Below are 22,882 nucleotides of genomic sequence, written 5' to 3' on the forward strand. Positions count from 1 at the left end.
GCCGAAGCACCGTGGGGCGGCCCGCGCCGACAGGCGGGGCCGCCCCACGCGTGTGCGGGGCCGGGAACACGGCCCGCGCGTCCCACACGCGCGGGGTGACGCACCCCCCGCCGCGAAACCGTCGCACCCTCCCCGGCGGATTCGGTAGTATCTCCCCCATGACCCGCCGCTATCACGTGTTTAGCCAGCCGACGACCTCGTCGGCCGCTCTCACGTAGGCGGAAGCAGGGGTCGTCGGCAACGGAGCACCAGGGCAGCAGCCCGGTGCTCCTCTTCGTTTTCCAGGCGGCCGACGCCCCACGACACGCTCTCCACACACCGCGCGTATCCCGCGGGGAGGTACGGCCGCACCGCGACCGCGTCCGGCCCGACACCGGACCGCCCCACCCGAGGGAGAACCACCGTGTCCGAGCACCGCACCACTCCGCCCGCAGCCCAGGAGCAGATCCGCCAGCTGCGCGGACGCATCGACCAGATGGACGCCGAACTGGCCGACCTCCTCGAACGCCGCGCCCTCGTCGCCGCCCAGGTGCAGCGGCTCAAGCCGGTCGGCTACTTCGCCGGGCGCGACATGCGGCGCGAGCGCGAACTGGTCGAGCGCATGGCCGAGCACGCCCCGCGCCTGGGGCCCGACCGGCTCGCCGCCATCATGGACAGCGTCATCAGCGCCGGGCTGGCCGCCGCGCAGGAGGAGGCCGCCCGCACCAGGTGACCGCGTCCCGGCCACGGGGTGCGTCAGCCGTGTTCCGGCTCGGACGCCCGTGCGCCGGGTGACCGCGATCGCCGGGTGCGTCAGCCGTGCCCTGCTGCGGACGTCCGAGGCCAGGTGTCCGTGACCTCCGGGTGGTCGGCTCCGCCCCGGCGCGAGCCCGTGCGGCAGGCGACCGCGCCCGGCCGCCGGGCCCTGCCCCGGCAGGGGGCAGGGCCCGGCGCCCTAGTGACGGACCACGTCCACCCACACCATCCGGTGGTCGGAGCTGGGGAAGGGGTAGTCGCCGGTCAGCCGGAACAGGGGGTCGTCCACGGTCGGCCAGAACACCCCGGACGAGCGGGTCGGGACGATCCGCGAGGGCAGCACGTAGTCCACGCGCAGGTTGCCCGGACCGGGCTCGTCCGCGAAGTCGGCGCTGTCCAGGACCGGGTCGCCCCCGTGCCCGTCGTTGGCCCCGCCCTGGCGCTGGGCCGCGCCCCTGCCGCCCTGGCTGGACGGGCGCACGTCGGTGATCCCCGGGTGCTCCAGGAGCTGGGTGATGGCGTTCGGGTGGCCGTCGCCGTCGTTGGGGTCGGCGTTGAGGTCCCCGGCGATGACGAACGGTGCGCCCACGGGCAGGCCGCCGCGCCGCCCCCGGTCGTCGTAGATGTAGGAACCCGCGCGCGGGGTCACGTAGTCGGCCCAGAAGCGGATCTCGTCGTGGTTGCGCGCCACGTTGCGCTTCTCCGGGCCGTCGAAGGCCGGCGGGGTCGGGTGGCTGGCCAGCAGGTGGACCGGGCGGCCCCGCCCCGTGTCGATCGGCAGGTCCCAGTGGCTCTTGGAGGACAGCCGCAGGACCTCCAGGGCCTCGGGGGAGTAGTACGACTCGCCCGTCTCGGGGTCGGTGGGCAGGAGCGCGCCGGGCATGTCCGCCCACCGGAAGGTCTGGAACGTGCGCACGTCCTCGGTGACGATCGGGTACATCGAGTACACGACCATCCCGTACTGGCCGGGGAAGAGCCCGTACCCGAAGGCGTCCTCGGCGTAGGCGGGGCTGCCGGGCCCGGTCACCGCCTCGCCGTCGCCGTTGAGGTCCGCGCCCGAGGCCACGCCGGTGTTGACGGGCGCGGAGTAGACGTAGGGGTACTCGATGGCCTCGGCGCCGTTCTGGCCCATGGACAGGTAGTTGTCCTGGAACAGGCGGGGACCATCCCCCTCCTCGTCGTAGTCGAACTCGTTGACCAGGAGGACGTCGGGGCGCACGTGCTGGATGATCTCGGCGACGTTGCGCGCCTGCTCGCTGTCGGGCGTGGCCAGCTCCTCGGCGAGGACCCCCTGGCCGGGGCGTTCCAGCGCGGTGTTGAAGGTGGCGAAGCGCACCTCGTGCGATCCCGGCGGTTCGGGGACCGAGGACGACACCTCGGCGGTGGCGGGGGCCGCCACCAGCGCGGACGCGGCCAGGACGAGGGTGGCGGTGGAGGCCACCGGTCTGACCAGCGGGCGTGAACGCGGCTTCATGGGGGCAATCCTCTCAGCGGGGGAGCGGGGTGCGAAAGACCGGAGTTCCGTTGGTCGGACCGGTGCGGCCCCGGCCGCGGGAGGTTAACAGGCCGGAGTGAAGCAGGGGTGACCCCGGGTTGTCCACAGGCCGCGAAACCCCGTGGCGCGGACGGCCGTCTCCCTGCTTCCCTGGTTCCATGGCCCACGAAGAACCCAACCTGCCCTTCCGCTGGGACGTCGCGGGCGGGGAGCGGCTCGGTTCCCTGACCGAAGGACACGACCACGAGCCCCTCTACGTGGAGGAGCTCACCGAGTGCGCGGCCAAGGTGCTCGCCCGTAGCACCGACGGAGACCTGTACTTCGTGGGCCGTTCCCCGGACAACCTCTTCGACCTGCTCAGCGGTGTGCTCTCCGACACCCCGTACCGGGAACGGCTCAGACAGCTGCCCCTGTCGCTCTACGGCTGCGACGGCCAGGGGCTCACCTCCGCCGAACGCGCCCAGCTGCGCACCAACCTGTCCGCCTCGGGCATCACGCCGCGGAGCCTGGCCGCGCGCGGGCGGCCCCTGGTGTTCGTGGACCTGGTCCTGCACGGATCCACCTTCGGCAACCTGCACGAACACCTGCGCGACTGGATCGAGGACGAGCGGGCCGCCTGGAACGTCATCCGACACAAGGTCCGCTATCTGGGGGTCACCACACGGGGGAGGACCAGTCCCAACACCTGGCGCTGGCAACAGCACGCCGACTGGACCGACGAGCTGCCCGCCAGCGCGGTGCGCAACGTCTCCGTTCCCGGCTGGCTGTGGAGCCACCTGGGCAACGACCAGCCCAAGACCACCGCGTCCTTCCGCCGTACCCTCTGGGCGGATCCGTTCGTCACCGAGCCCCGGCACGACAAGGAGGCGCTGTGCGCCCTGTCCACGGCGGTGTCCCTGGTCGAACGGGGACGCACCCGCGAGGTCCGCGAGCAGGTCCACCGGGTGCTGACCGGCGAGCCCGCCTTCCGGAAGCCCTGGCTGCGCGACCTGGCCCGCTCCCTCCGCTGATCCGGTCCCGGCGGACGCGTCCGACCGCGCGCGGACCCGTGCGACCGTCTGTCTCCATGGACCGCGTGGGACCCGTGAAACCGTCTGCCTCCACGGACCGACCGCAGCTCCGTGAAGCCGTCCGTCTCCCCAACCTGTTCTGAACCCGTGAAACCCTCTGTCTCCATCTCCATGGACCGGCCGCAGGCCAGCGAAAGTGCCTGTTCCCCTAGAGCGGCGGGCCCGTCTTGAATCGTTTTGCTTTCAACTACTCCGCTCTCCTCTTCCCCGTACGCATGGCGATCGGATATCCCATGTCAACTGGGACTCAGGTCCTCCGTGCGGATGTAAATCGGTTTAGAAAGAACCGTTGTCGCGCCGCTACTCCCCGTGTTACATTCGCGTTGTTTTCGGGAGCGCTCCCATCACATCGACGCATCCGGGCCGCCGCGACACGTCGGCACCGGATGCGGTGAGGAGTGTCCTTCCCATGCCCCCCGTCCCCCCTGCCGTCCGACATCGAACACGGCGCGTCGCCTCCCTCGCGACCGCCCTCGCCACGGGTGCCGCGCTCGCCGCCGTGGCGACCGGCCCCGCTTCCGCCGCCGCTGGCTGCGAGGTCGACTACACCGTCCAGAACCAGTGGAACAACGGCTTCACCGCCGCCGTGTCCGTCACCAACCTCGGTGATCCCGTCGACGGTTGGACCCTGGAGTGGGACTTCACCGCGGGCGAGCGCGTCACCAGCGGCTGGAACGGTGAGTTCTCCGGTTCCGGCGACCACGTCAGCGTGGGCGACACCGGATGGAACGCCGCCATCGCCACCGGGGCCTCGGTCAGCTTCGGCTTCAACGGCTCCCACGGCGGCACCCCGCAACTCCCCGAGTCCTTCACGCTCAACGGCACCGTCTGTACCGGCGACACCGGGGAACCGCCTGGTGAGGAGCCGCCCGACGACGAGGACCCGCCGACCACCGGAGAGGGGCGCCAGGTCGAGGAGTTGGGCCGCGGCCTGGTGAGCGTGCACGGCTCGCAGGGCAACCTGGTGAGCTGGCGGCTGCTGGCCACCGACCCCGAGGACGTCGCCTTCAACGTCTACCGGGGCTCCACGCGCCTCAATCCGCAGCCCCTCACCGGAGCCACCTCCTACCTGGACGGCGGTGCCTCCGCCGACGCCCGCTACACGGTCCGCCCCGTGGTCGACGGCCAGGAGTCGGAGGCTTCGGAGAACTCCCTGGTGCTGCGCGACGGCTACCTGGACGTTCCCCTGGACGTCCCGTCCGGCGGCAGCGGTTACACCTACGACGCCAACGACGCCAGCGTGGGCGACCTCGACGGCGACGGTGAGTACGAGATCGTCCTGAAGTGGGAGCCCACCAACGCCAGGGACAACTCCCAGGCGGGTCGTACCGGCCCCGTACTGCTCGACGCCTACGAGCTCAGCGGCGAGCGGCTCTGGCGCATCGACCTGGGGCGCAACATCCGCGCCGGTGCGCACTACACCCAGTTCCAGGTCTACGACTTCGACGGCGACGGGCGGGCCGAGGTCGCCGTGAAGACGGCCGACGGCACCGTCGACGGCACCGGCGGGGTCATCGGTGACGCCGGAGCCGACCACCGCAACGGCGACGGCTACATCCTGCGCGGGCCGGAGTTCCTCACCATGTTCGACGGCCGCAGCGGGGCCGAACTGGACTCGGTGGACTACGTGCCCGGACGCGGCGACGTCTGCGACTGGGGCGACTGCTACGGCAACCGGGTGGACCGGTTCCTGGCGGGCGTGGCCTACCTGGACGGCCAGCGGCCCAGCCTGGTCATGGCGCGCGGCTACTACACGCGCTCGGTCATCGCGGCCTGGGACTGGCGCGACGGGCGCTTCACCCGCCGCTGGACCTTCGACAGCGACGACGCCGGGTCGCGGTGGGCCGGACAGGGCAACCACCAGTTGAGCATCGCCGACGCCGACGGTGACGGCCGCGACGAGGTCATGTACGGCTCGATGGCCGTCGACGACGACGGCAGCGGGATGTGGGCCACCGGTCACGGCCACGGGGACGCCATGCACGTGGGCGACCTGCTGCCCGGCCGCTCCGGCCTGGAGGTCTTCACCATCACCGAGCGCACGGGAGGCGCGGCGGGAGCCTACGTGGCAGACGCCGGCAGCGGCGACGTGGTCTGGCGCAGGCCCACCGCCAGCGGTGAGGAGGGCCCCGGTAGGGGTGTGGCCGCGGACGTGTGGCCGGACAACCCGGGCGCGGAGTTCTGGGTCGCGGGTGGCGGCATCAGCGGCATGTACGACGCCGAGGGCGACCGTCTGGGCGTTCGCGCCCCCTCGTCGGCGAACTTCGTGGCCTGGTGGGACGGCGACCCGTTGCGGGAACTGCTGGACGGCACCCGCGTCGACGAGTACGGAACCGGGGGCGACACCCGGCTGCTGACCGGCTCAGGAGTGGCCTCCAACAACGGCACCAAGTCCACACCGGCGCTGAGTGGCGACATCCTCGGTGACTGGCGTGAGGAGGTCGTCTGGCGCACCGAGGACAACCGGGCGCTGCGGATCTACTCCACGCCGCTTCCCACCGAGCTGCGGATGCCGACCCTGATGCACGACACCCAGTACCGGGTGGCCGTGGCCTGGCAGAACACCGCCTACAACCAGCCGCCGCACCCGAGCTTCTTCATCGGGGACGGCATGGAGCCCGCTCCCTGGCCGGAGGTCCACACGCCCTGACCAGCGGTCGGGGCAGGACGTGGGTGGTCGTACGGGCGTGCTCGTGCGACCGCTCCGCGCCCGGCGGAGTTCCAGAGTCCTCTCAAGCGCAGGCCCTCCTCCCGTTCTTTCTCAGGGAGGAGGGCCTGCGCTCTCCGTACGGTCGTCGTGGGTCTCACAGGTACCTGCGGGGGAGGCCGCCCGCCTGGAGTCCGGAGAGGGTGACCATCCGCATGCCGGGGCGGGTGAGCACGGCCCCGCCGCGCACGAAGAAGACGGTTCCCCCGGTCCTGCGCAGGTTGAGCAGGCCGACGGCCGAGCAGAGGATCTGCCGGGGCGTCACCCTCCCCACCCCCGGCGTGGTGGAGAGGGATTCGGCCACCTCGGGGGAGACCCCGGCGAGGAAGCGGGGGAGCCCGTGCGTGCTCATGGGGTCCTCTCCCCGGCCTCCGCGATCTCCAGAACGTTGGGGAGGCGGCGGGCCATGTCCCGTTCCCGGCCGGTGGGAAGGCCCTGCTCGCATTCCCAGGCGTCCTGCGTGCGGAAGGGCTCCCACATCCAGAACCAGTGCCACTGGCCCGAGGCCGCCCGCATCAGGCGCACCGACTGTTCCTGAGAACACCGCTTCACCACCAGCACCATTCCCGGCCGGGGGAGTGGCTTGAGGTTCAGCTTGTCCAGCTCCAGGGCGAGCCGTGGCTCGCGTGGAATTACCGGCTCACAGGGTCGGCAGGTACCTGTGCAGCTCGTACGGCGTCACCTGGCGGCGGTAGTCGCGCCACTCGGCCTTCTTGTTGCGCAGGAAGAAGTCGAAGACGTGCTCGCCCAGCGTCTCGGCGACCAGCTCGCTGTTCTCCATGATCCGCAGCGCCTCGTCCAGGCTCTGCGGCAGCGGCCGGATGCCCAGCGCCCGGCGCTCGGAGTCGGTCAGCGCCCAGACGTCGTCCTCCGCGCCGGGAGGAAGCTCGTAGCCCTCCTCGATGCCCTTGAGCCCGGCGGCCAGGATCACCGCGTAGGCCAGGTACGGGTTGGAGGCGGTGTCCAGCGAGCGGATCTCGATCCGGCTGGAGTTGGACTTGCCGGGCTTGTACATCGGCACGCGCACCAGAGCCGAGCGGTTGTTGTGGCCCCAGCAGATGTAGGCCGGTGCCTCGCCGCCCATGCCCGCGGAGGCGGCCGGGTCGTCCCACAGGCGCTTGTAGGAGTTCACCCACTGGTTCGTGACGGCCGTGATCTCGTCGGCGTGCCGCAGCAGGCCCGCTATGAACCCGCGCCCGACCTTGGACAGCTGGAAGTCCGCCCCCGGCTCGTAGAAGGCGTTGCGGTCGCCCTCGAACAGCGACAGGTGCGTGTGCATGCCCGAGCCCGGGTACTGCGTGAACGGCTTGGGCATGAAGGTGGCGTACACGCCCTGCTCCATCGCCACCTCCTTCATCACGAGCCGGAAGGTCATGATGTTGTCGGCGGTGGTCAGCGCGTCGGCGTAGCGCAGGTCGATCTCCTGCTGGCCGGGCCCGCCCTCGTGGTGGCTGAACTCCACGGAGATGCCCATGGCCTCCAGCATGTTGATGGCGTTGCGCCGGAAGTCGTGCGCGCTGTTGTGCGGCGTGTGGTCGAAGTAGCCGCCGGAGTCGTTGGGCTCGGGGAGCTCACCCAGTTCGGGCATCTTCTTGAGCAGGTAGAACTCGATCTCGGGGTGCGTGTAGAACGTGAACCCGAGGTCGGAGGCCCTGCCCAGCGTGCGCTTGAGCACGTGGCGAGGGTCGGCCGACGACGGCGAGCCGTCGGGCATGAGGATGTCGCAGTACATGCGCGCCGTGCCGTGCGGCTCGTTGCGCCAGGGCAGCACCTGGAAGGTGGAGGGGTCGGGCTGGGCCAGCATGTCGGCCTCGTAGACGCGCGCGAACCCCTCGATGGCCGAGCCGTCGAAACCGATGCCCTCGGAGAAGGCCGCCTCCAGTTCGGCGGGGGCGACCGCCACGGACTTGAGGTACCCGAGCACGTCGGTGAACCACAGCCTCACGAACCGGATGTCGCGCTCCTCCAACGTGCGGAGCACGAATTCCTGCTGTCGATTCACGATCAACCTTCCTCGATGCGGTCGGTGTCCGGGCCCACCCGGCGTACGCGGGGCCGGTTCGGACACGGTCTCCCAGGTCCAGTGTGCCGTGCGGATATTTCCGGGGTATTTCCGTACACGCCAACCAGCCTGCCCGGTCCGTCACCCGCACACGCATTATGGCCCGTGACCGGGCTTTTCCGTCCATCCGCCCGTCACCGGCGGCGGCGCCCTGCGCGGGACCCGCGGCCGTCCCCGGCGTGCGTGCCCCCTACCCCGGTGACCGTGCCCGGTGCCGTGCCGCATGCCACGTGCCCGCCGGTCCCGCCAGGCTCCGGAAACACACTGCGGCTAGGCTCGGGCCCGTGGCACAGCTCAGAATCGCACTGGCCCAGGTCAACCCCACCACGGGCGACCTGGACGGCAACCTGTCCCTCGTCGTCGACTCCGCGCGCAGGGCCGCCGAGGAGGGCGCCCACCTGGTCGTCCTCCCGGAGATGGTCGTCACCGGCTACCCGGTCGAGGACCTGGCGCTGCGCAACTCCTTCGTGTCGGCCTCGATCAAGGCCACCCGCGCCCTGGCCGCCGACCTCGCCCGGGAGGGCCTGGGCGAACTCCCCGTCGTGGTGGGATACCTCTCCCGCCGCGAGGGTCCGGGCGCCCGCTACGGCCAGCCCGCCGGGGCCCCGCAGAACTCCGTCGCCGTCCTGCACCGCGGCGGCGTCGTCCTCTCCTCCGCCAAGCACCACCTGCCCAACTACGGCGTGTTCGACGAGTTCCGCAACTTCGTCCCCGGCGACACCCTCTCCGTGGTCCGGGTCCGCGGAGTGGACGTCGCCCTGGCCGTCTGCGAGGACCTGTGGCAGGAGGGCGGCCCCGTCACCGCGGCCCGCGCCGCCGGAGCGGGCCTGCTGGTCTCCCTCAACGGCTCGCCCTACGAGCGCCACAAGGACGACGTGCGCCTGGAGCTGTGCCAGCGCCGCGCCCGCGAGGTCGGCGCCGCCCTGGCCTACGTCAACATGGTCGGCGGCCAGGACGAGCTGGTCTTCGAGGGCGACTCCCTGATCGTGGACTCCGAGGGGGAGCTGGTGGCTCGCGCCCCCCAGTTCACCGAGACCCTCCTGGTCGCCGACCTCGACCTGCCCGAGGCCGGGCCGGCCCCGGACGGCCCGGGCGCGCGGGTGGACGGCCTGCGCATCGTGCGCCACACCGTCTCGGCCGACCCGGCCGCGCCCTACCCGCCCCGGGCCAGCACCGTCACCCCGCGGCCCGACCCCCTCTCCGACACGGGCGAGGTCTACCGCGCCCTGGTCACCGGCCTGCGCGACTACACCGTCAAGAACGGTTTCGGATCGGTCCTGGTCGGTGTCTCGGGCGGCATCGACTCCGCGCTTGTGGCCACCATCGCGGTGGACGCCCTGGGCGCGGACCGGGTGCACGGTGTGCTCATGCCCAGCGCGCACTCCAGCGACCACTCGGTCGGCGACGCCGAGGAGCTGGCGGGCCGCCAGGGCTTCGCGACCCGCACCATCGCCATCGCCCCGACCGTGGAGGCCTTCACCAGGGCCACGGGCGAGGCGGGCGTCCCGCTCACCGGCCTGGCCGCCGAGAACCTCCAGGCCCGCGTGCGCGGCACGCTCCTGATGGCGCTGTCCAACGAGGAGGGCCACCTGGTCCTGGCCACCGGCAACAAGAGCGAGGCCGCCACCGGCTACTCCACGCTCTACGGCGACTCCGTGGGCGGCTTCGCGCCCATCAAGGACTGTTGGAAGACCCTGGTCTGGGAGCTGGCCCGCTGGCGCAACGACGAGGCCGCCCGGCTGGGGCAGACTCCGCCCATCCCGGAGAACTCCATCTCCAAGCCGCCCAGCGCCGAACTGCGCCCCGACCAGCTGGACACCGACTCCCTGCCCGACTACGCGCAGCTCGACGCCGTCCTGGACGCCTACGTCGGCACGGACAAGGGCGAGGCCGAACTGGTCTTCGCCGGATACGACCCCGAGCTGGTGCGCCGGGTCATCCGCATGGTGGACCGCGCCGAGTACAAGCGCCGCCAGTCCGCGCCGGGCACCAAGATCAGCTCGCGCAACCTCAGCCGGGACCGCCGTGTGCCCATCACCAACCGCTGGACCGTCTGAGCCGGGCTCCGCCCTCCGCCTTCGGTCCGCGCTGCCTTCGGTCCGCGCACTCTCCGTGTCGCGCGGCCCCGTTCGCTCCTGCCCGCCGCCCGCCGCCCGCCGCCCGCCGCCCGCCGCCCGCCGCCCGCCACCCGCCACCCGCCGCCCGCCGCTCCCGGCCCTCCCTCGGCCGACCCGGCCGTCCGAACCCGTGACGCCGGGCCCGTAACGCTTCGCGCGGACCGGACATGTGTGGGGGTGTAAGGACGCACCACCACCGAGGGAGAGGGCGCGCGTTGCCCAGACAACACCCTGCGCGGTCGCGGGAGGAGCCCGTCGCCCGGTTCGAGGAACTCTACGAGTCCACGTTCGGCGACGTACTCGGCTACCTGTTGCGCCGCACGGAGGATCCGGACCACTCCGCCGACCTCGTCGCCGACGTGTTCACGGCGGTCTGGTCCCGGATCGACGACGTCCCGCCGGGCGACCAGGCCCGGCCGTGGGTGTTCGGCGTGGCGCGCAACGTGCTCGCCAACCACCGGCGCGGCGACCGGCGCCGCAACGCCCTGGCCGCACGGCTGCGCGCCGACCTGAGCGAGGTCCGCGTCACCCCGCCCGGGGAGCGTGGTCCCGGCCTGGGCGAGGTCGGCAGGGTGTTCCGGGCCCTGCCCGAACACGACCGGGAGATCCTCTCCCTCGCGGGCTGGGAACAGCTCGACGCCGGGGAGATCGCGGTCGTCCTGGGATGCGCGCGGGGGACCGCCCGCGTGCGCCTCCACCGCGCCCGCGCCCGGTTCGCCAGAGCCCTGCGCAAGGCCGGTCTGGACACCGGTACCCGGACCCCCTCCTCAGCCACCGCCCCACGCCCACGCAGTTCCACACCCCTGAAGGGAGCGGCGCGATGAACCACGACCCGATCGACCGGCTGGTGGCCGGGCTCCGTCCCGAGGTGGACGCGTCCCACCGGCTCGACCCCGCGGCCCCCGCCGCGCGCGAGCTGCGTTCGCTGATCACCACCCACAGCCAGGAGACCCCCATGGCCCTGTCCCCCCGTAGGAAGCGCCTGCTCGTCGCGGCGCCGATCGTCGCCGTCCTCGCGGTGGGAGGCGTCGCGGCCACCGCGCTGCTCGCCCCCTCCGACGAGGGCGGCTCCGCCCTTCCCCTGGGCCCCGGGACCGCGGCCGCCGCCGTCCTGGACGTCAGCGTCGAGGACGGCGTGGTGGTGGCCGAGGTGCTCGACCCCACCGCCGACGCCGAGGCCTACGCCGCCGAGTTCGCCGAGCACGGTCTCGACGTCACGCTGCGCTTCTCCCCGGCCTCGCCCACCGTCGTGGGCAACCTCGTCTACCTCGACAGCAACATGACGGGCGAGGGCACCGACGAGCGCGACGTCGAGGTCGTGACCTCGCCCGGGGACTGCACCCCCCAGGGCGGCGGCTGCCCTGTGGGCGTGCGCATCCCCGAGGACTACGGCAACGAGGTCGAGGTGGTCTTCGGGCGCGAACCCGCGCCCGGGGAGCACTACGAGGCCCTGAACGACGCGACCGCTCCGGGCGAGGCCCTGGAGGGCATGGAGCCCGGGGGGATGACCGTCGGCGAGCTGCGCGACGCCCTCGCCGGGATCGACCAGGAGATCGCCGGGTTCCGGCAGCCGGTCGAGCGGCCCTGCGACGAGGTGTCCGACGACACCGGAGACCTCGACGCCGACGGGGAGCCCGCCTCGACCGACACCGGGGACGAGTCCGCCGCCCAGTCGTCCGCCCAGCCGTCCGCCGTGCCGGGCGACCCGGAGGAGGCGGACCCCTCCGAGGGGCTCTGCGGCGAGATGCTGGAGCTCGGCGCGGACGAGGTCGCCGACGACGCGGTGGTCGAGGACGTGGCGCTGTACGCGCCCGGCGAGGTGACCGTGATCGTGGAGGGCGGGACCGAGCTGTTCTGACCGGCTCTGCTCCGGGTCCTGTCCGGGCCCCGGGGCGGCCTCGGTCCGTGCCCGGACGCGGGCCAGCCGGGGACCCGCGAGGACGGGCGCGTGTCCGCGCGCCCGCCCTCCGGGGTCGTCCACAGGGGGAACCACCTGGTTCCCCCTGTTTGCCGTCCGGGCATCCCCAGGAATGGGGGCCTCGGGCGGGGCCTTCGGAACAGGGCTCCGGAACGGGTTGTGCCGGGGCCTGCGGCACGAGGAGCCTCCATCCGTAGAGTCCTGGGGCCCCTGCCCGCCCCCGGGTCCGGGTTCGGGACCGGCACCTAGGCCAGGCCCAGCTCCCGCAGCCGCGCTCCGGCCGCTGCCCGGTTGGGCACGTCGAGCTTGGCCAGGATGTTGGACACGTGCACGCTCGCGGTCTTGGGCGTGATGAACAGCCGTTCGGCGATCTGGGCGTTGGTGCTGCCCACGACCAGCAGCCGCGCGACCTCCGTCTCGCGCGCCGTCAGCCCGGCGGGGACGGCGGGCGGGGCCGCGTCCGCCTCCAGGCCGGAGCCCAGCCTGCGGGCCAGGTCCGCTACGGCGTCGGCCAACGGCGCGGCCCCGCACTCCCGGGCCGCCGCGTGGGCCTGACGCGCCCACGCCACGGCCTGCTCCCGCCGCCCGACCGCCACGGCCGCCTCGGCGGCCCGCAGGCGGGCCCGCGCCAGATGCAGCCGCATCGGCGTGGCCTCCCACGCCGCCACCGACTCCCGCCACCGCTCCAGCAACGCGTCCGGCCCCGTGCCGACCGCACCCTCGGCCCCGTCCACCCCGGCGAGGAGCGCCCGCACGCACAATCGGTAGGCGTGCTGGGCCGTCCCGTGGGCGGGCATCGGCGCCACCAGGGCGGACACCAGTTCCCGCACCCGGCGCGCCCGCTTCGCCGTCGCCTCCGAGCGGCCCGGTGCCGTGCCCTGCCGCACCGCCTCGGCCATCACCTCTGTCAACGGCCACGTGTACCCGTGCGCGGACTCCAGGGCCATCCGCTCCAGCGCCCGCTCGCACAGGGCGAGCGCGTCGTCGACCGCGCCCTGTGCCAGGTCCGTCTCCATGAGCGCCAGCAGGGACAACTGCACGATGTTCATCCGCTGCGAGGACAGTACGGCCGTCCGTCCCGGCTCCCGTGTGGTCCGCCGTGCCGTGTCCAGGTCGCCCTGGGCCACGGCGGTGCGGGCCAGCACCGCCTCGACGTAGAAGCGGTGCTTGCCGGACGAGCGGCCGCGCAGGACCGTCTCCACGATCCGCCGTGCCTTGGCCAGGTCGCCCAACTCGAAGAGGATCTCCGCGCGGTTCTGGTGGTTGGACGTCTTGTGGACGGCCGCCCACCCCATCGCCTCGTGTCTGGCCAGGGACTCCTCCAGCACCGCCAGGCCCTCCTCGTGGTGGCCCAGCTCGCGCAGGAAGTGGCCCAGGTTGCCCGCCCCGCGCGCCTCCAGACCGGGGTCGGAGCTCGCGGCGGCGTGGGCGATGCCCGCTTCGATCAGCGGACGCCCCGCCTCCAGGTCGCCCGCGTCCATGTGCAGGCCGCCCAAGGTGATGCGGGCGTCGGCGGCCGCGCACATGTCGCCCGGCCGGTCGGGATCCGCCAACGCGATGGCCTCCTCGGCCAGCGCGCGCGCCGACCTTCCGGTCCGCTCCAGCTCCCGCAGCCGCTCCTGGTCGGGGGTGACGCGCCGGTCGGCGCGGTGCACCATGCTCTCGCGGGCCAGGATGGACAGCAGCATGCCGTACCCCGGCATGTGCGGGGGGTGCAGTTCCAGAGCCGTGACCAGGTCCGCGATCCCGCTGCCGCAGTTCTCCTCGGCGCGCGCCGTCCCACGTCGGCGCAGCAGCTCCGCTCGCACAGTCAGCGTGTGGTCGTCGCATCCGTCCTCGGGGAGGGTGGCCAGGGCCTCGTCGGCCAGTTCGAGGGCGCGCCTGCCGCGGCCCGCCTCCAGGGCGGCTCCGGCCGCGAGGCTGGCCACCTCGGCCCAGGTCCGGCCCTGCACCCGCTCCCGGGCGTCGGGGACGCGGTCCCACAGGGCCAGCACCCGCTCCAGCATGCCCAGTTCCTCGTCGTAGGCCAGGGTGTCGCCCGCGCGCACCGCGGCCCACCAGGCGGCCTGGAGGGCGCTGGGCAGCTCCTGTGCGGCGTTGTAGTGGTGGGCCTGTTCGGCGGCCCTGCGGTCGAAGGGGACCGAGTCGGGGTACTCGTCGATGAGCTGGGCGAAGCGCATGTGCAGCCGCGCGTGGGCGCCGGGCAGCAGGTCGCCGTGCACGGCGTCGCGCAGCAGGGCGTGCCGGAAGCGGTACCCGGTCCGGTCGGCGCGCAGGGTGTTGGCGTCGACCAGGGTGTGCAGCGCGGTCTCCAGTTCGCGTTCGGGCAGCCCGGCCGCGTGGTAGAGCATCTCGTGCTCGATGCTGCCCGAGACCGCGCCGACCGAGGCCACGCGCAGCACCGACAGGGTGGTGTCGTCGAAGCGGTGCAGCGGCTCCAACAGCAGGTCGCGGAACTGGTCGGGCACGTCGTGGCCGCTGACGGAGGGGTCTCCGACCGCCGAGGCCAGCGACTCCACGAACAGCGGGACGCCCTCGGTGCGCCGGTACAGCTGGTCCAGCTCGTGGCCGGTGAGGTCGGCGCCCCGTATGGCCGCGGCCTGGGCACCGGCCTCGTCGCGGCTGAGCGGCGCCAGCTCCAGCGGCTCGACCCCGGGTGCGCGCCGCAGTTCGGGCAGCAGGCGGCGCAGCGGGTGGGCGCGGTGCAGGTCGTCGCTGCGGTAGGTGGCCACGATCTGCACACCCGGCAGGTCGAGGTTGCGGACGAGGAAGACGAGCAGGTCGCGGGTGGCGCCGTCGGACCAGTGCAGGTCCTCCAGCACCACGGTGACGCCGCCGCCCTCGGCAGCCTGGGTGAACAGGCGCAGGACCTGTTCGAAGAGGATGGCCCGGTTCTCCGGGCGCAGGACGGGCACCTCGCCCAGTTCGGGCAGGAGACGCGCGAACTCTCCGGTGCCGCCGGGCGCCGCGGCCTCGAACGCCGCGCGTCCGCGCTCGCGCAGGAGCTGGCGCAGCACCGCGGTGAAGGGGGCGTAGGACAGGCCGTCCACGCCGAGCTGGAGACAGCCGCCGACGAACACGGTCCCCTGGGGCAGGGCCGAGACGAACTCGCTGACCAGGCGGCTCTTGCCCACGCCCGCGTCGCCGCTGACCAGCACCGTTCCGGGCGCCTCGGTATGGGACCGCCTGGCGTGGTCCCGGAGGAGGCGGAGCTCGCGCTCACGGCCCACGAAAAGGGTACGACTCTCGGCAAGAACGGGCATAGCGCCTATTATGCCCACCACGTGTCTCCCCCTCCCGTGCGCGCCCTCACGCGGCGCGGCCGTAGGAGCGCCGCTGGCGCTGGCGCTCGCGGCGCTCCTCCCCGCGCCGCGCGCGCTCCTCGGCGCGTATCCGCAGGGCCGTCCGCAGGTGCTCCATCTCGCGGACGCGCTGTTCGGTCATCTCCCGGGCGTTGGCGTTGAGCAGTTCGCTGTGGAACACGGTGCTTCCCTCTTCCCTCTTCGCTCGCGCGGCGGAACCCGTGTCCCGCCGTCCGGTGTCCACGATCTCCCTAAGACCCCGGGGCGCACATGGGGAGGAATCCCAGTCCTGGGGGCTCTGAGCGCCCGTGTGCCCTAAGACCCCGCCCCTGGCGGCGTGTCACAGCATGCGCACTCCCGGTAACCCGTAGTTGTCTAGGTGGCAACGACGCACGTGGGAGGCGCGACATGACGCGGAAGTACGGGGCAAAGACGACGGGCGTGCTCACAGCGGGCGCGCTCACGGCGGGCCTGGCGGCGGCGGGCGCGCTCGGCGCACCCGCGCTCGCCGACGCGGAGCCGGTGGAGGGGGAGGGGCAGGCGGGCCTGTTCCTGGAGGCGGGCGAGGCCCCGCGGCCGGGAGAGGAGTTCACGCTGCGCACCACCGTCACCGACGGTCCCGTGGAGGGCGCCCTGCTGGCCCAGCACGTTCCCGGGGAACTGGAGATCGTCGAGGTCGGGGAGGAGGGCGTGGTCCGGGACGGGATCGTGAACTGGCAGGTGGCGGTGCCCGCGGGGGAGGAGGCGGTGTACACGGTGCGCGTCCGGGCTCCGGAGGCGACGGGGGAGCGCCTGACCAGCACCGCCTGCCTGCTGCTGGAGCGCGACGCCGACCCGGCCGCGTGCGCCAGCGACTCGGTCCTGGTCGCGGAGCGGACCGCGATGTCGCGGGTCTCGGAGTACACCGACCCCGCGAACCTGCTGCGGGCCGCGGGGGTCGCCCTGGCGGCGGGGCTGGCCTGGATGCTGTGGCGGCGCAGGAGGGCGCTGCCGCGCGGGTGAGGAGTCGCGCGGGCGCGAAGCCGCGCAGGCGAGGGCGCCGGTTTCGTTACGTCAGCGTGTCATGAACCCGGGGAGGGAAAACTACAGGGCGTAGTAGTGTTTCCGGCATGGACATTCTCTACTCCGCGCTCGTCTTCCTGCACATGATCGGCCTGGCCGGCATCATCGCGGGCTTCCTCATGCAGGTCATCACCGACAACCCCAAGTCGACCAAGGTCCTGCTGCACAGCTCCCTGCTCCAGCTCGTCACCGGTCTGCTGCTGGTCGGGGTGGCCGAGATGGCCGACCTCGGCGAGATGAACCACGTCAAGATCGCCGTCAAGCTGCTGATCGCGCTGGCGGTCGTGGTCGTGGGCGTGCTCAACCTGCGCAAGCCCGCCAAGAACCTCGCGATCATCGCGGGCGTGCTCGCCATCGTCAACATCGGCGTGGCCGTCTTCTGGTAGCACCCTCTCCCGGAGCGGTCCCCGCAGGCCGCGCCGGAGTTTCCGCCGGTGGTGGCACGAACCGTGCCGCCGCCGGTTTTTTCTGTGTGTGTTTCAGTAATCTTGCGAAATTTTTCCCACGGGCCTCGGAGGCTTGCGCGGGCGTCGCCCCAGCTCACGGGGGAGTATCTCCTGAGGCCGACCCGGCGGGGGAAGCCGGCCTGAAACACGTCGCGGCAGGTGGAAGCGGAAACCGTCGCGCTGGGTGAGCGGTGTGACGTCCAGAACGGGACCCGTTCACAAGAGCGGTCCGGTCTGTTAGCTTCGTCACGCTCACGCAAACTCTTGCAATCACTGCAAGAGGACGGCGGACGGGGCAGTGCCGCCCCGCCGCGCACCTCCCCCAAGGAGCGCACATGAAGCCCACCCGACCCGGCGCCGTCGCCGGGGCGATTCTGATGGGAGTCGGCCTGCTGGCGGCTCCCGCGCAGGCCGCCCCCGTCCCGGCAGCACCAGCCCCGATGACGCCACTCCAGGCAGCCTCAGCCCCGACGGCACCGGTCCCGGCAGCCCCCGCCCCCGCCGAGGACGTCCGGGCCACCGGAAACGGCGAGACCATCGTCCAGCTCTTCCAGTGGAACTGGGACTCCGTCGCCACCGAGTGCGAGGAGTTCCTCGGCCCCCACGGCTTCGGCGGCGTGCAGGTCTCCCCGCCCCAGGAGCACGTGGTCATCCCCTTCGCCGAGGGCGGCGACTACCCCTGGTGGCAGGACTACCAGCCGACCTCCTACCGCATCGACAACACCCGGCGCGGCACCGCCGAGGAGTTCCAGGCCATGGTCTCCACCTGCGCCGACAACGGCGTGAGGATCTACGCCGACGCGATCATCAACCACATGACCGGGGACGGCTCGGGCACCGGCAGCGCGGGCACGGACTGGGCCAAGTACGAGTACCCCGACCTGTTCGGCGACGGCACCGCCTCCCGCACCGGGGAGGACTTCAGCTCCTGCCGGGAGGAGATCAGCAACTGGAACGACAAGTGGGAGGTACAGAACTGCGAGCTCGTCGGCCTGTCCGACCTCGACACCGGTGACCCCGAGGTGCGCGCCCAGATCCGCCGCTACCTCAACGGCCTGGTGGACATGGGCGTGGCGGGCTTCCGCGTGGATGCCTCCAAGCACGTCCCCGAGGCCCACGTCGACGCCATCTTCTCCGACCTGAACGAGGTCCCGGTCTTCGGCGGACAGCCCGACGTCTTCCACGAGGTGTACGGGGACCAGACCATCCCCTACACCGCCTACGCGCCCTACGGCCGGGTGACCGCCTTCGACTACCAGCGCGACATCTCCAACAAGTTCGCGGACGGAAACATCTCCGGCCTGGCACAGCTGCCGGACTACGGCGGCCTCACCGACGAGCAGGCCACCGTCTTCGTCGACAACCACGACACCCAGCGCTACCACCCGACCCTGACCTTCAAGGACGGCGACCGCTACCACCTGGCCGTGGCGTACATGCTGGCCCACCCCTACGGGCGCCCCGTGGTGATGTCCAGCTACGACTTCGGCTCCAACGTCACCCAGGGCCCGCCCAGCGTCGGCGAGGTGGAGGGCAACCCGGCGGGCTGGATCACCGCGGACACCGACTGCGCCAGCGCCGAGTGGGTCTGCGAGCACCGCCACCCGACCGTCGCCGGGATGCCCGCCTTCCGCAACGCCACCGGCGACGCCCCGGTCGTCCAGCGCGCCACCGACGGCTCCTCCCGGCTCGCCTTCGACCGGGGCGACCGCGGTTTCGCGGCCTTCAACGCCAGCGGCAGCACCTGGAACCTGACCGCCGACACCGACCTGCCCGACGGCAGCTACGACAACGCCGCCGGGAGTGGGACCCTCACCGTCGCCGACGGCCGGGTCAGCGCCCAGGTCCCCGCGAACGGGGCCGTCGCCCTGCACGTGGGCGGCACCTGCGACGACCCGGCCGAGTGCGGGGGAGGCGGCCCCGGCGAGCCGGGCGAGCCGGGCGACGTCAACGTCTCCGCCACCGTGGAGACCTGGTATGGCCAGGAGGTGTACGTGGTCGGCTCCACCCCCGGGCTGGGGTCCTGGAACCCCCAGAGCGGGGTGAGGCTGTCCACCGACGCGTCCACCTACCCCGTGTGGTCGGGCACCGCCCCCATCGGTGCCGACACCGAGTGGAAGCTGGTCAAGGTCGACGGCGCGGGCAACGTCGAGTGGGAGTCCGGCGCCAACCGCGTCGGCCCCGCCACCAGCGTCACCTGGCGCGACTGACCCGTGCGCGGCGCCCGCCCGGGGCGCTGCGCACGGCTTTCCGGGACGCGCTCCCGGAAGCCGCGAACCACTCCCACGGGCCGACCACTCCCGGTCCCGGCGCCCCCGCGTTCGACTCCTCCGACGCGGGGGCGCCGCCCCACGAGGAGCCCGCCTCCGGTCGGGGTTGTCCACAGGTGCGAACCGCCTCTGGCGCGGTGCGGGCCGTTCGCGGTCTCCTGGAATCGGGGGGTCCCCAGGGCCCGCCAGCTCCAGCGTGCCCGCGGCCCTGCCGCAGGCGCCGCCGACGCGAACCGGAGGACTCCCCCCCGCGGCGATCCTGTACTTGCAGCGAGGCCGGGCGTTCGAGTCGCGCTGTGGGTACAAGACCACGCTGGACCGGGTGGGAGCGGCGAACCCCTGCCGACGGTGGGCTAGTGCGGTGACCGGAGAGGTTCGCCGGGGCGTGCGCATCGAGGATGATCTTGCTCCCAGAGGCACTGTCGACGGTCCACAGTGGCACCAGTAGCAAGATCACCGGGAGGAGAGTCCCCGGCGCCACACCGGCAACACTTTCGGCCAGCCCACTAGTCGTCGTAGAAGACGCGCTCCATCACCGCTCGGGCCCGGCGCGTGGCGCGCAGGTAGGTCTCCGTCAGCTGTTCGGCCGGGCCCTCCCGCACGAGCTCCGCGTTCTCCCCACCCGTGTCCCCCCTGCCAGCGTTTCCCGCGCCCTCGTCATCCGCGTCCTCGCCGTCCCCGCCGCCGGGGCAGCCCATCGCCTCCGCCAGCGCCGCCCGCACCCGCAGGTCCGAGGGCAGCGAGTCCCCGCCCCGGCCGCGCACCAGCATCACCATTCCCCGCACCCGCGAGGCCAGCTGCCAGGCCTGGCCCAGCACCTCGCCGTCCTCCTCGTCCAGGAAACCGTGCGCCACGGCCGCCTCCAGCGCCTCCAGCGTGCCGGTGGTCCGCAGGCCGGGGTACTCGTGCGCGTGGCGTAGCTGGATCAGCTGGGCCACCCACTCCACGTCTGACAGCCCGCCCCGGCCCAGCTTCGTGTGCAGCGTCGGGTCGGCGCCGCGCGGCAGCCGCTCCGCCTCCATCCGCGCCTTGAGCTTGCGGATCTCCAGCACCGCCGAGGAGTCGATCCCGCCCTCCGGGTACCGGATCGGGTCGATCAGCCTCGTGAACGCCTCCCGCAGCTGCGGATCGCCCGCGACCGGCTTGGCCCGCAGCAGCGCCTGGCTCTCCCACACCTGCGACCAGCGCCCGTAGTACGCCGCGTAGGACTCCAGCGTGCGCACCACCGGCCCGCTGCGCCCCTCCGGGCGCAGATCGGTGTCCACCTTCAGCGGCGGCTCCGCCGCGGGCATCTCCAGCAGCCGCGCCAGCTCCCGTACGACGGCCAGCGCCTGTTTGGTCGCCGCGCCCGTGTCCACGCCCGGAAGGGGGTCGTGCACGTACATCACGTCCGCGTCGCTGGCGTAGGTCAGCTCACCGCCGCCGAACCGGCCCATCGCCACCACGCACACCCGCGTGAGCGGCTCGTCCCCCGACGCCGCCACCACCCGGTTCTGCGCCAGCCGCAGCGCCGCCTCGATGGTCACCGCGGCGATGTCGGTCAGCGCCGCGCCCACGTCCTGGACCGAGGCGACCTCCAGCAGGTCGGCCGAGGCCGTGCGCAGCAGCTCGCGGCGGCGCAGCGCGCGCACCGCCGACACCGACTCCTCGGCCGTGTCGTACCGGCGCCGCGCCGCCTCCGCCTCCCCCGCCAGCACCTTCGCGTCGCGGCGCACCAGGTCGCCGTCGTCGTCGAACATCGCCACCGCCTCCGGGGCGCGCAGCAGCAGCTCCGTCACGTACCGGCTCGTCCCCAGCAGCCACGCCATCCGCTCGGCCACCCGCACGTCGTCGCGCAGCAGGCGCAGGTACCACGGCGTGGTGCCCAGGGCCTCGCTCACCTGCCGGAAGCCGAGCAGGCCCGCGTCGGGGTCGGGAGAGTCGGAGAACCAGCCCAGCATCACCGGCAGCAGCGTCCGCTGGATCGCCGCCCTGCGCGAGACCCCCGAGGTCAGCGACTCCAGGTGGCGCAGCGCACCGCCCGGGTCGACGAACCCCAGCGCCTCCAGGCGGTCCCTGGCCTGCTCCGGCGACAGGCGCGCCTCCCCGCCCGGCAGCTTGGCCACCGCGTTGAGCAGCGGGCGGTAGAACAGCTTCTCGTGCAGGCGCCGCACCTCCGACGACACCCGGCGGCGCGCGTCGGTCAGCTCCCGCACCGGGTTCGCGGTCATCCCCAGCGCCCGCCCCAGGCGGCGCAGCTGGTCGGGGGTCTCCTCGGCGGCCGGATCGGGCATCAGGTGCGTGCGCCGCAGCCGGTCCAGCTGCAACAGGTGCTCCAGCCGCCGCAGGAACCGGTAGGCCTCCGCCAGCCCCGCCGCGTCGCCGCGTCCCACGTACCCGTGCCCGGACAGCGCCTCCAGCGCCTCCAGGGTGTTGCCCGACCGCAGCCGGTCGTCGGTGCGCCCGTGCACCAGCTGGAGCAGCTGGACGGAGAACTCGATGTCGCGCAGCCCGCCCGGGCCCAGCTTGAGCTCGCGCTCCGCCTCGCCCGCCGGGATGTGCGCCACCACCCGGCGGCGCATCGCCTGCACGTCCTCCACGAAGTCCTTGCGGCCCGCCGCCTCCCACACCATGGGGGAGATGACGTCCATGTAGGCCCGGCCCAGCTCCGCGTCCCCGGCGATCGGGCGGGCCTTGAGCAACGCCTGGAACTCCCAGGTCTTGGCCCAGCGCTCGTAGTAGGCGCGGTGCCCCGACAGCGGGCGCACCAGCGGCCCGTTCCTGCCCTCGGGGCGCAGCGCCGGATCCACCTCCCACAGGGCGCCCTCGGCGTCGGTCTCGGAGGGGACGCGCATCATCGCGGTGGCCAGCCGGGTCGCCGCACGCATCGCGGCCTGGTCGTCCACCGGCCTCCCGGAACCCCCGCCCGCGTCCCCGCCCGCGTCCGGACCCCCGTTCACGACCGGCTCGGCCACGAACACCACGTCCACGTCGCTGACGTAGTTGAGCTCGCGACCGCCGCACTTTCCCATGCCGATGACCGCCAGGCGGCACAGCGCGGCGTCCTCGGGGTGTTCGGCGCGGGCCACCGCCAGCGACGCGTCCAGCAGCGACGCGGCCAGGACCGCGAGCTCCCCGGCGACCTCGTCCACCGTGCACAGCCCGGTCAGGTCGCGCCCGGCCAGGCGCAGCACCCGCCTGCGGTAGGCCACGCGCAGGACGTGCCGCAGGGCCTCCGCCGAACCGTCGCCGACCACGGCCGGATCGGCGGTCGGCGCGGGGCTGTGGGGGTCGGCGCCCACGGTGTACAACAGGCCTCGGCGCACCTCCTCCGGTTCGGGGGAGCGGGCGGCGTCGGCGCCCCGCAGCTCCCGCCAGTCGCCCGGATGGCGCACGAGGTGGTCGGCCAGGGCGGTGCTCGTGCCCAGCACCCGGCACAGCCGGGACCGCAGCTCCCGGTCCTCGCGCAGCGCGTCCAGGAACTCGGCGGGGTCGGGATCGGTCTCCAGGACCCGGATCAGCCCGAGGAGCGCCTGGTCGGGGTCGGGCGCCGCCGCGAGCGAGCCGATGACCTCGGTGTCGGCCCGGGCGTCCAGACCGGCCTCCTCCACCAGCCGCAGGGCCCGGGTGCTGTCGCTGAAACCGCGCCTGGCGAGCGCGCCTGCCGTCATGTTCGTCGTTCCGTCCCTCACCACGTGTCAACGGTAACGGTCCGGCCG

Annotated in this window: 16 protein-coding genes; 9 read left to right on the forward strand and 7 right to left on the reverse strand. The window is 73.0% G+C overall.

Annotated features, from left to right (window positions below; genetic code table 11):
* The first annotated feature begins 403 nt into the window (after positions 1-403).
* A complete protein-coding gene (locus FYW99_RS20685; protein WP_150253687.1) occupies positions 404-712 on the forward strand; it encodes a chorismate mutase in 309 nt (102 codons plus the stop codon).
* A 222-nt stretch (positions 713-934) separates the two neighbouring features.
* On the opposite strand, the gene FYW99_RS20690 is transcribed toward FYW99_RS20685, so the two are convergent.
* Positions 935-2,209, reverse strand: coding sequence for an endonuclease/exonuclease/phosphatase family protein (locus FYW99_RS20690; protein WP_150253688.1), 1,275 nt, complete (start codon positions 2,207-2,209; stop codon positions 935-937).
* A 179-nt stretch (positions 2,210-2,388) separates the two neighbouring features.
* Between FYW99_RS20690 and FYW99_RS20695 the strand changes: the two genes are divergently transcribed.
* Positions 2,389-3,240, forward strand: coding sequence for a hypothetical protein (locus tag FYW99_RS20695; RefSeq protein ID WP_150253689.1), 852 nt, complete (start codon positions 2,389-2,391; stop codon positions 3,238-3,240).
* Positions 3,241-3,709: 469 nt separating this feature from the next.
* Entirely contained in the window at positions 3,710-5,950 is a 2,241-nt protein-coding gene (locus tag FYW99_RS20700) for a rhamnogalacturonan lyase family protein (RefSeq protein WP_150253690.1), read from the forward strand.
* 154 nt (positions 5,951-6,104) lie between these two features.
* Here FYW99_RS20700 and FYW99_RS20705 read toward each other — a convergent pair whose 3' ends face one another.
* From FYW99_RS20705 to FYW99_RS20715, 3 genes are all read right to left on the reverse strand, one after another.
* Positions 6,105-6,359, reverse strand: a complete 255-nt coding sequence (locus tag FYW99_RS20705) for a hypothetical protein (RefSeq protein WP_150253691.1) — start codon at positions 6,357-6,359, stop codon at positions 6,105-6,107.
* Positions 6,356-6,532 (reverse strand): hypothetical protein, encoded by a 177-nt coding sequence (locus tag FYW99_RS32475; RefSeq protein WP_223839308.1) that lies wholly within the window; start codon positions 6,530-6,532, stop codon positions 6,356-6,358. Before FYW99_RS32475 ends, FYW99_RS20705 begins: the two co-directional genes overlap by 4 nt.
* Positions 6,533-6,647: 115 nt before the next feature.
* On the reverse strand, positions 6,648-8,009 hold the full coding sequence (locus tag FYW99_RS20715) for a glutamine synthetase family protein (protein WP_190394741.1): 1,362 nt from the start codon (positions 8,007-8,009) through the stop codon (positions 6,648-6,650).
* Between the two features lie 344 nt (positions 8,010-8,353).
* On the opposite strand from FYW99_RS20715, the gene FYW99_RS20720 reads away from it, so the two are divergent.
* The 3 genes from FYW99_RS20720 (at position 8,354) to FYW99_RS20730 (ending at position 12,044) form a co-directional block, all read left to right on the forward strand.
* Positions 8,354-10,126 (forward strand): NAD+ synthase, encoded by a 1,773-nt coding sequence (locus FYW99_RS20720; protein WP_150253693.1) that lies wholly within the window; start codon positions 8,354-8,356, stop codon positions 10,124-10,126.
* 275 nt (positions 10,127-10,401) lie between these two features.
* Positions 10,402-11,010 carry an RNA polymerase sigma factor gene (locus FYW99_RS20725; protein ID WP_150253694.1) on the forward strand — a complete coding sequence of 203 codons (609 nt, stop codon included), beginning with the start codon at positions 10,402-10,404 and terminating at the stop codon, positions 11,008-11,010.
* The gene (locus tag FYW99_RS20730) at positions 11,007-12,044 is read left to right on the forward strand and encodes a hypothetical protein (RefSeq protein WP_150253695.1); all 1,038 of its coding nucleotides are present in this window, start codon (positions 11,007-11,009) and stop codon (positions 12,042-12,044) included. The genes FYW99_RS20725 and FYW99_RS20730 overlap by 4 nt, the downstream gene beginning before the upstream one ends.
* Positions 12,045-12,349: 305 nt before the next feature.
* On the opposite strand, the gene FYW99_RS20735 is transcribed toward FYW99_RS20730, so the two are convergent.
* Entirely contained in the window at positions 12,350-15,367 is a 3,018-nt protein-coding gene (locus tag FYW99_RS20735; protein WP_150253696.1) for a helix-turn-helix transcriptional regulator, read from the reverse strand.
* A gap of 46 nt (positions 15,368-15,413) precedes the next feature.
* Complete coding sequence (locus FYW99_RS31885; protein WP_190394742.1) at positions 15,414-15,587, reverse strand: hypothetical protein; 174 nt, start codon at positions 15,585-15,587, stop codon at positions 15,414-15,416.
* A gap of 227 nt (positions 15,588-15,814) precedes the next feature.
* Here FYW99_RS31885 and FYW99_RS20740 point away from each other — a divergent pair, with 227 nt between their 5' ends.
* From FYW99_RS20740 to FYW99_RS20750, 3 genes are all read left to right on the forward strand, one after another.
* Positions 15,815-16,408, forward strand: coding sequence for a hypothetical protein (locus FYW99_RS20740; RefSeq protein WP_150253697.1), 594 nt, complete (start codon positions 15,815-15,817; stop codon positions 16,406-16,408).
* Positions 16,409-16,515: 107 nt separating this feature from the next.
* On the forward strand, positions 16,516-16,854 hold the full coding sequence (locus FYW99_RS20745; RefSeq protein WP_150253698.1) for a hypothetical protein: 339 nt from the start codon (positions 16,516-16,518) through the stop codon (positions 16,852-16,854).
* 395 nt (positions 16,855-17,249) lie between these two features.
* A complete protein-coding gene (locus tag FYW99_RS20750) occupies positions 17,250-19,124 on the forward strand; it encodes a carbohydrate-binding module family 20 domain-containing protein (RefSeq protein ID WP_150253699.1) in 1,875 nt (624 codons plus the stop codon).
* Between the two features lie 566 nt (positions 19,125-19,690).
* Here FYW99_RS20750 and FYW99_RS20755 read toward each other — a convergent pair.
* Positions 19,691-22,834: a bifunctional [glutamine synthetase] adenylyltransferase/[glutamine synthetase]-adenylyl-L-tyrosine phosphorylase gene (locus FYW99_RS20755; RefSeq protein WP_150253700.1), complete on the reverse strand. Its 3,144-nt coding sequence runs from the start codon at positions 22,832-22,834 to the stop codon at positions 19,691-19,693.
* Positions 22,835-22,882 lie beyond the last annotated feature (48 nt).

This window comes from Nocardiopsis deserti, assembly GCF_008638355.1.
Lineage (GTDB): Bacteria > Actinomycetota > Actinomycetes > Streptosporangiales > Streptosporangiaceae > Nocardiopsis > Nocardiopsis alborubida.

Excerpts from the sequence above, each read along its gene's own strand:
- FYW99_RS20705 (WP_150253691.1), bottom strand. The coding sequence starts at position 6,359 with ATGAGCACGCACGGGCTCCCCCGCTTCCTCGCCGGGGTCTCCCCCGAG.
- FYW99_RS20735 (WP_150253696.1), bottom strand. The coding sequence starts at position 15,367 with ATGCCCGTTCTTGCCGAGAGTCGTACCCTTTTCGTGGGCCGTGAGCGC.
- FYW99_RS20730 (WP_150253695.1), top strand. The coding sequence starts at position 11,007 with ATGAACCACGACCCGATCGACCGGCTGGTGGCCGGGCTCCGTCCCGAG.
- FYW99_RS20740 (WP_150253697.1), top strand. The coding sequence starts at position 15,815 with ATGACGCGGAAGTACGGGGCAAAGACGACGGGCGTGCTCACAGCGGGC.
- FYW99_RS20750 (WP_150253699.1), top strand. The coding sequence starts at position 17,250 with ATGAAGCCCACCCGACCCGGCGCCGTCGCCGGGGCGATTCTGATGGGA.
- FYW99_RS20700 (WP_150253690.1), top strand. The coding sequence starts at position 3,710 with ATGCCCCCCGTCCCCCCTGCCGTCCGACATCGAACACGGCGCGTCGCC.
- FYW99_RS20695 (WP_150253689.1), top strand. The coding sequence starts at position 2,389 with ATGGCCCACGAAGAACCCAACCTGCCCTTCCGCTGGGACGTCGCGGGC.
- FYW99_RS20745 (WP_150253698.1), top strand. The coding sequence starts at position 16,516 with ATGGACATTCTCTACTCCGCGCTCGTCTTCCTGCACATGATCGGCCTG.
- FYW99_RS20690 (WP_150253688.1), bottom strand. The coding sequence starts at position 2,209 with ATGAAGCCGCGTTCACGCCCGCTGGTCAGACCGGTGGCCTCCACCGCC.
- FYW99_RS20755 (WP_150253700.1), bottom strand. The coding sequence starts at position 22,834 with ATGACGGCAGGCGCGCTCGCCAGGCGCGGTTTCAGCGACAGCACCCGG.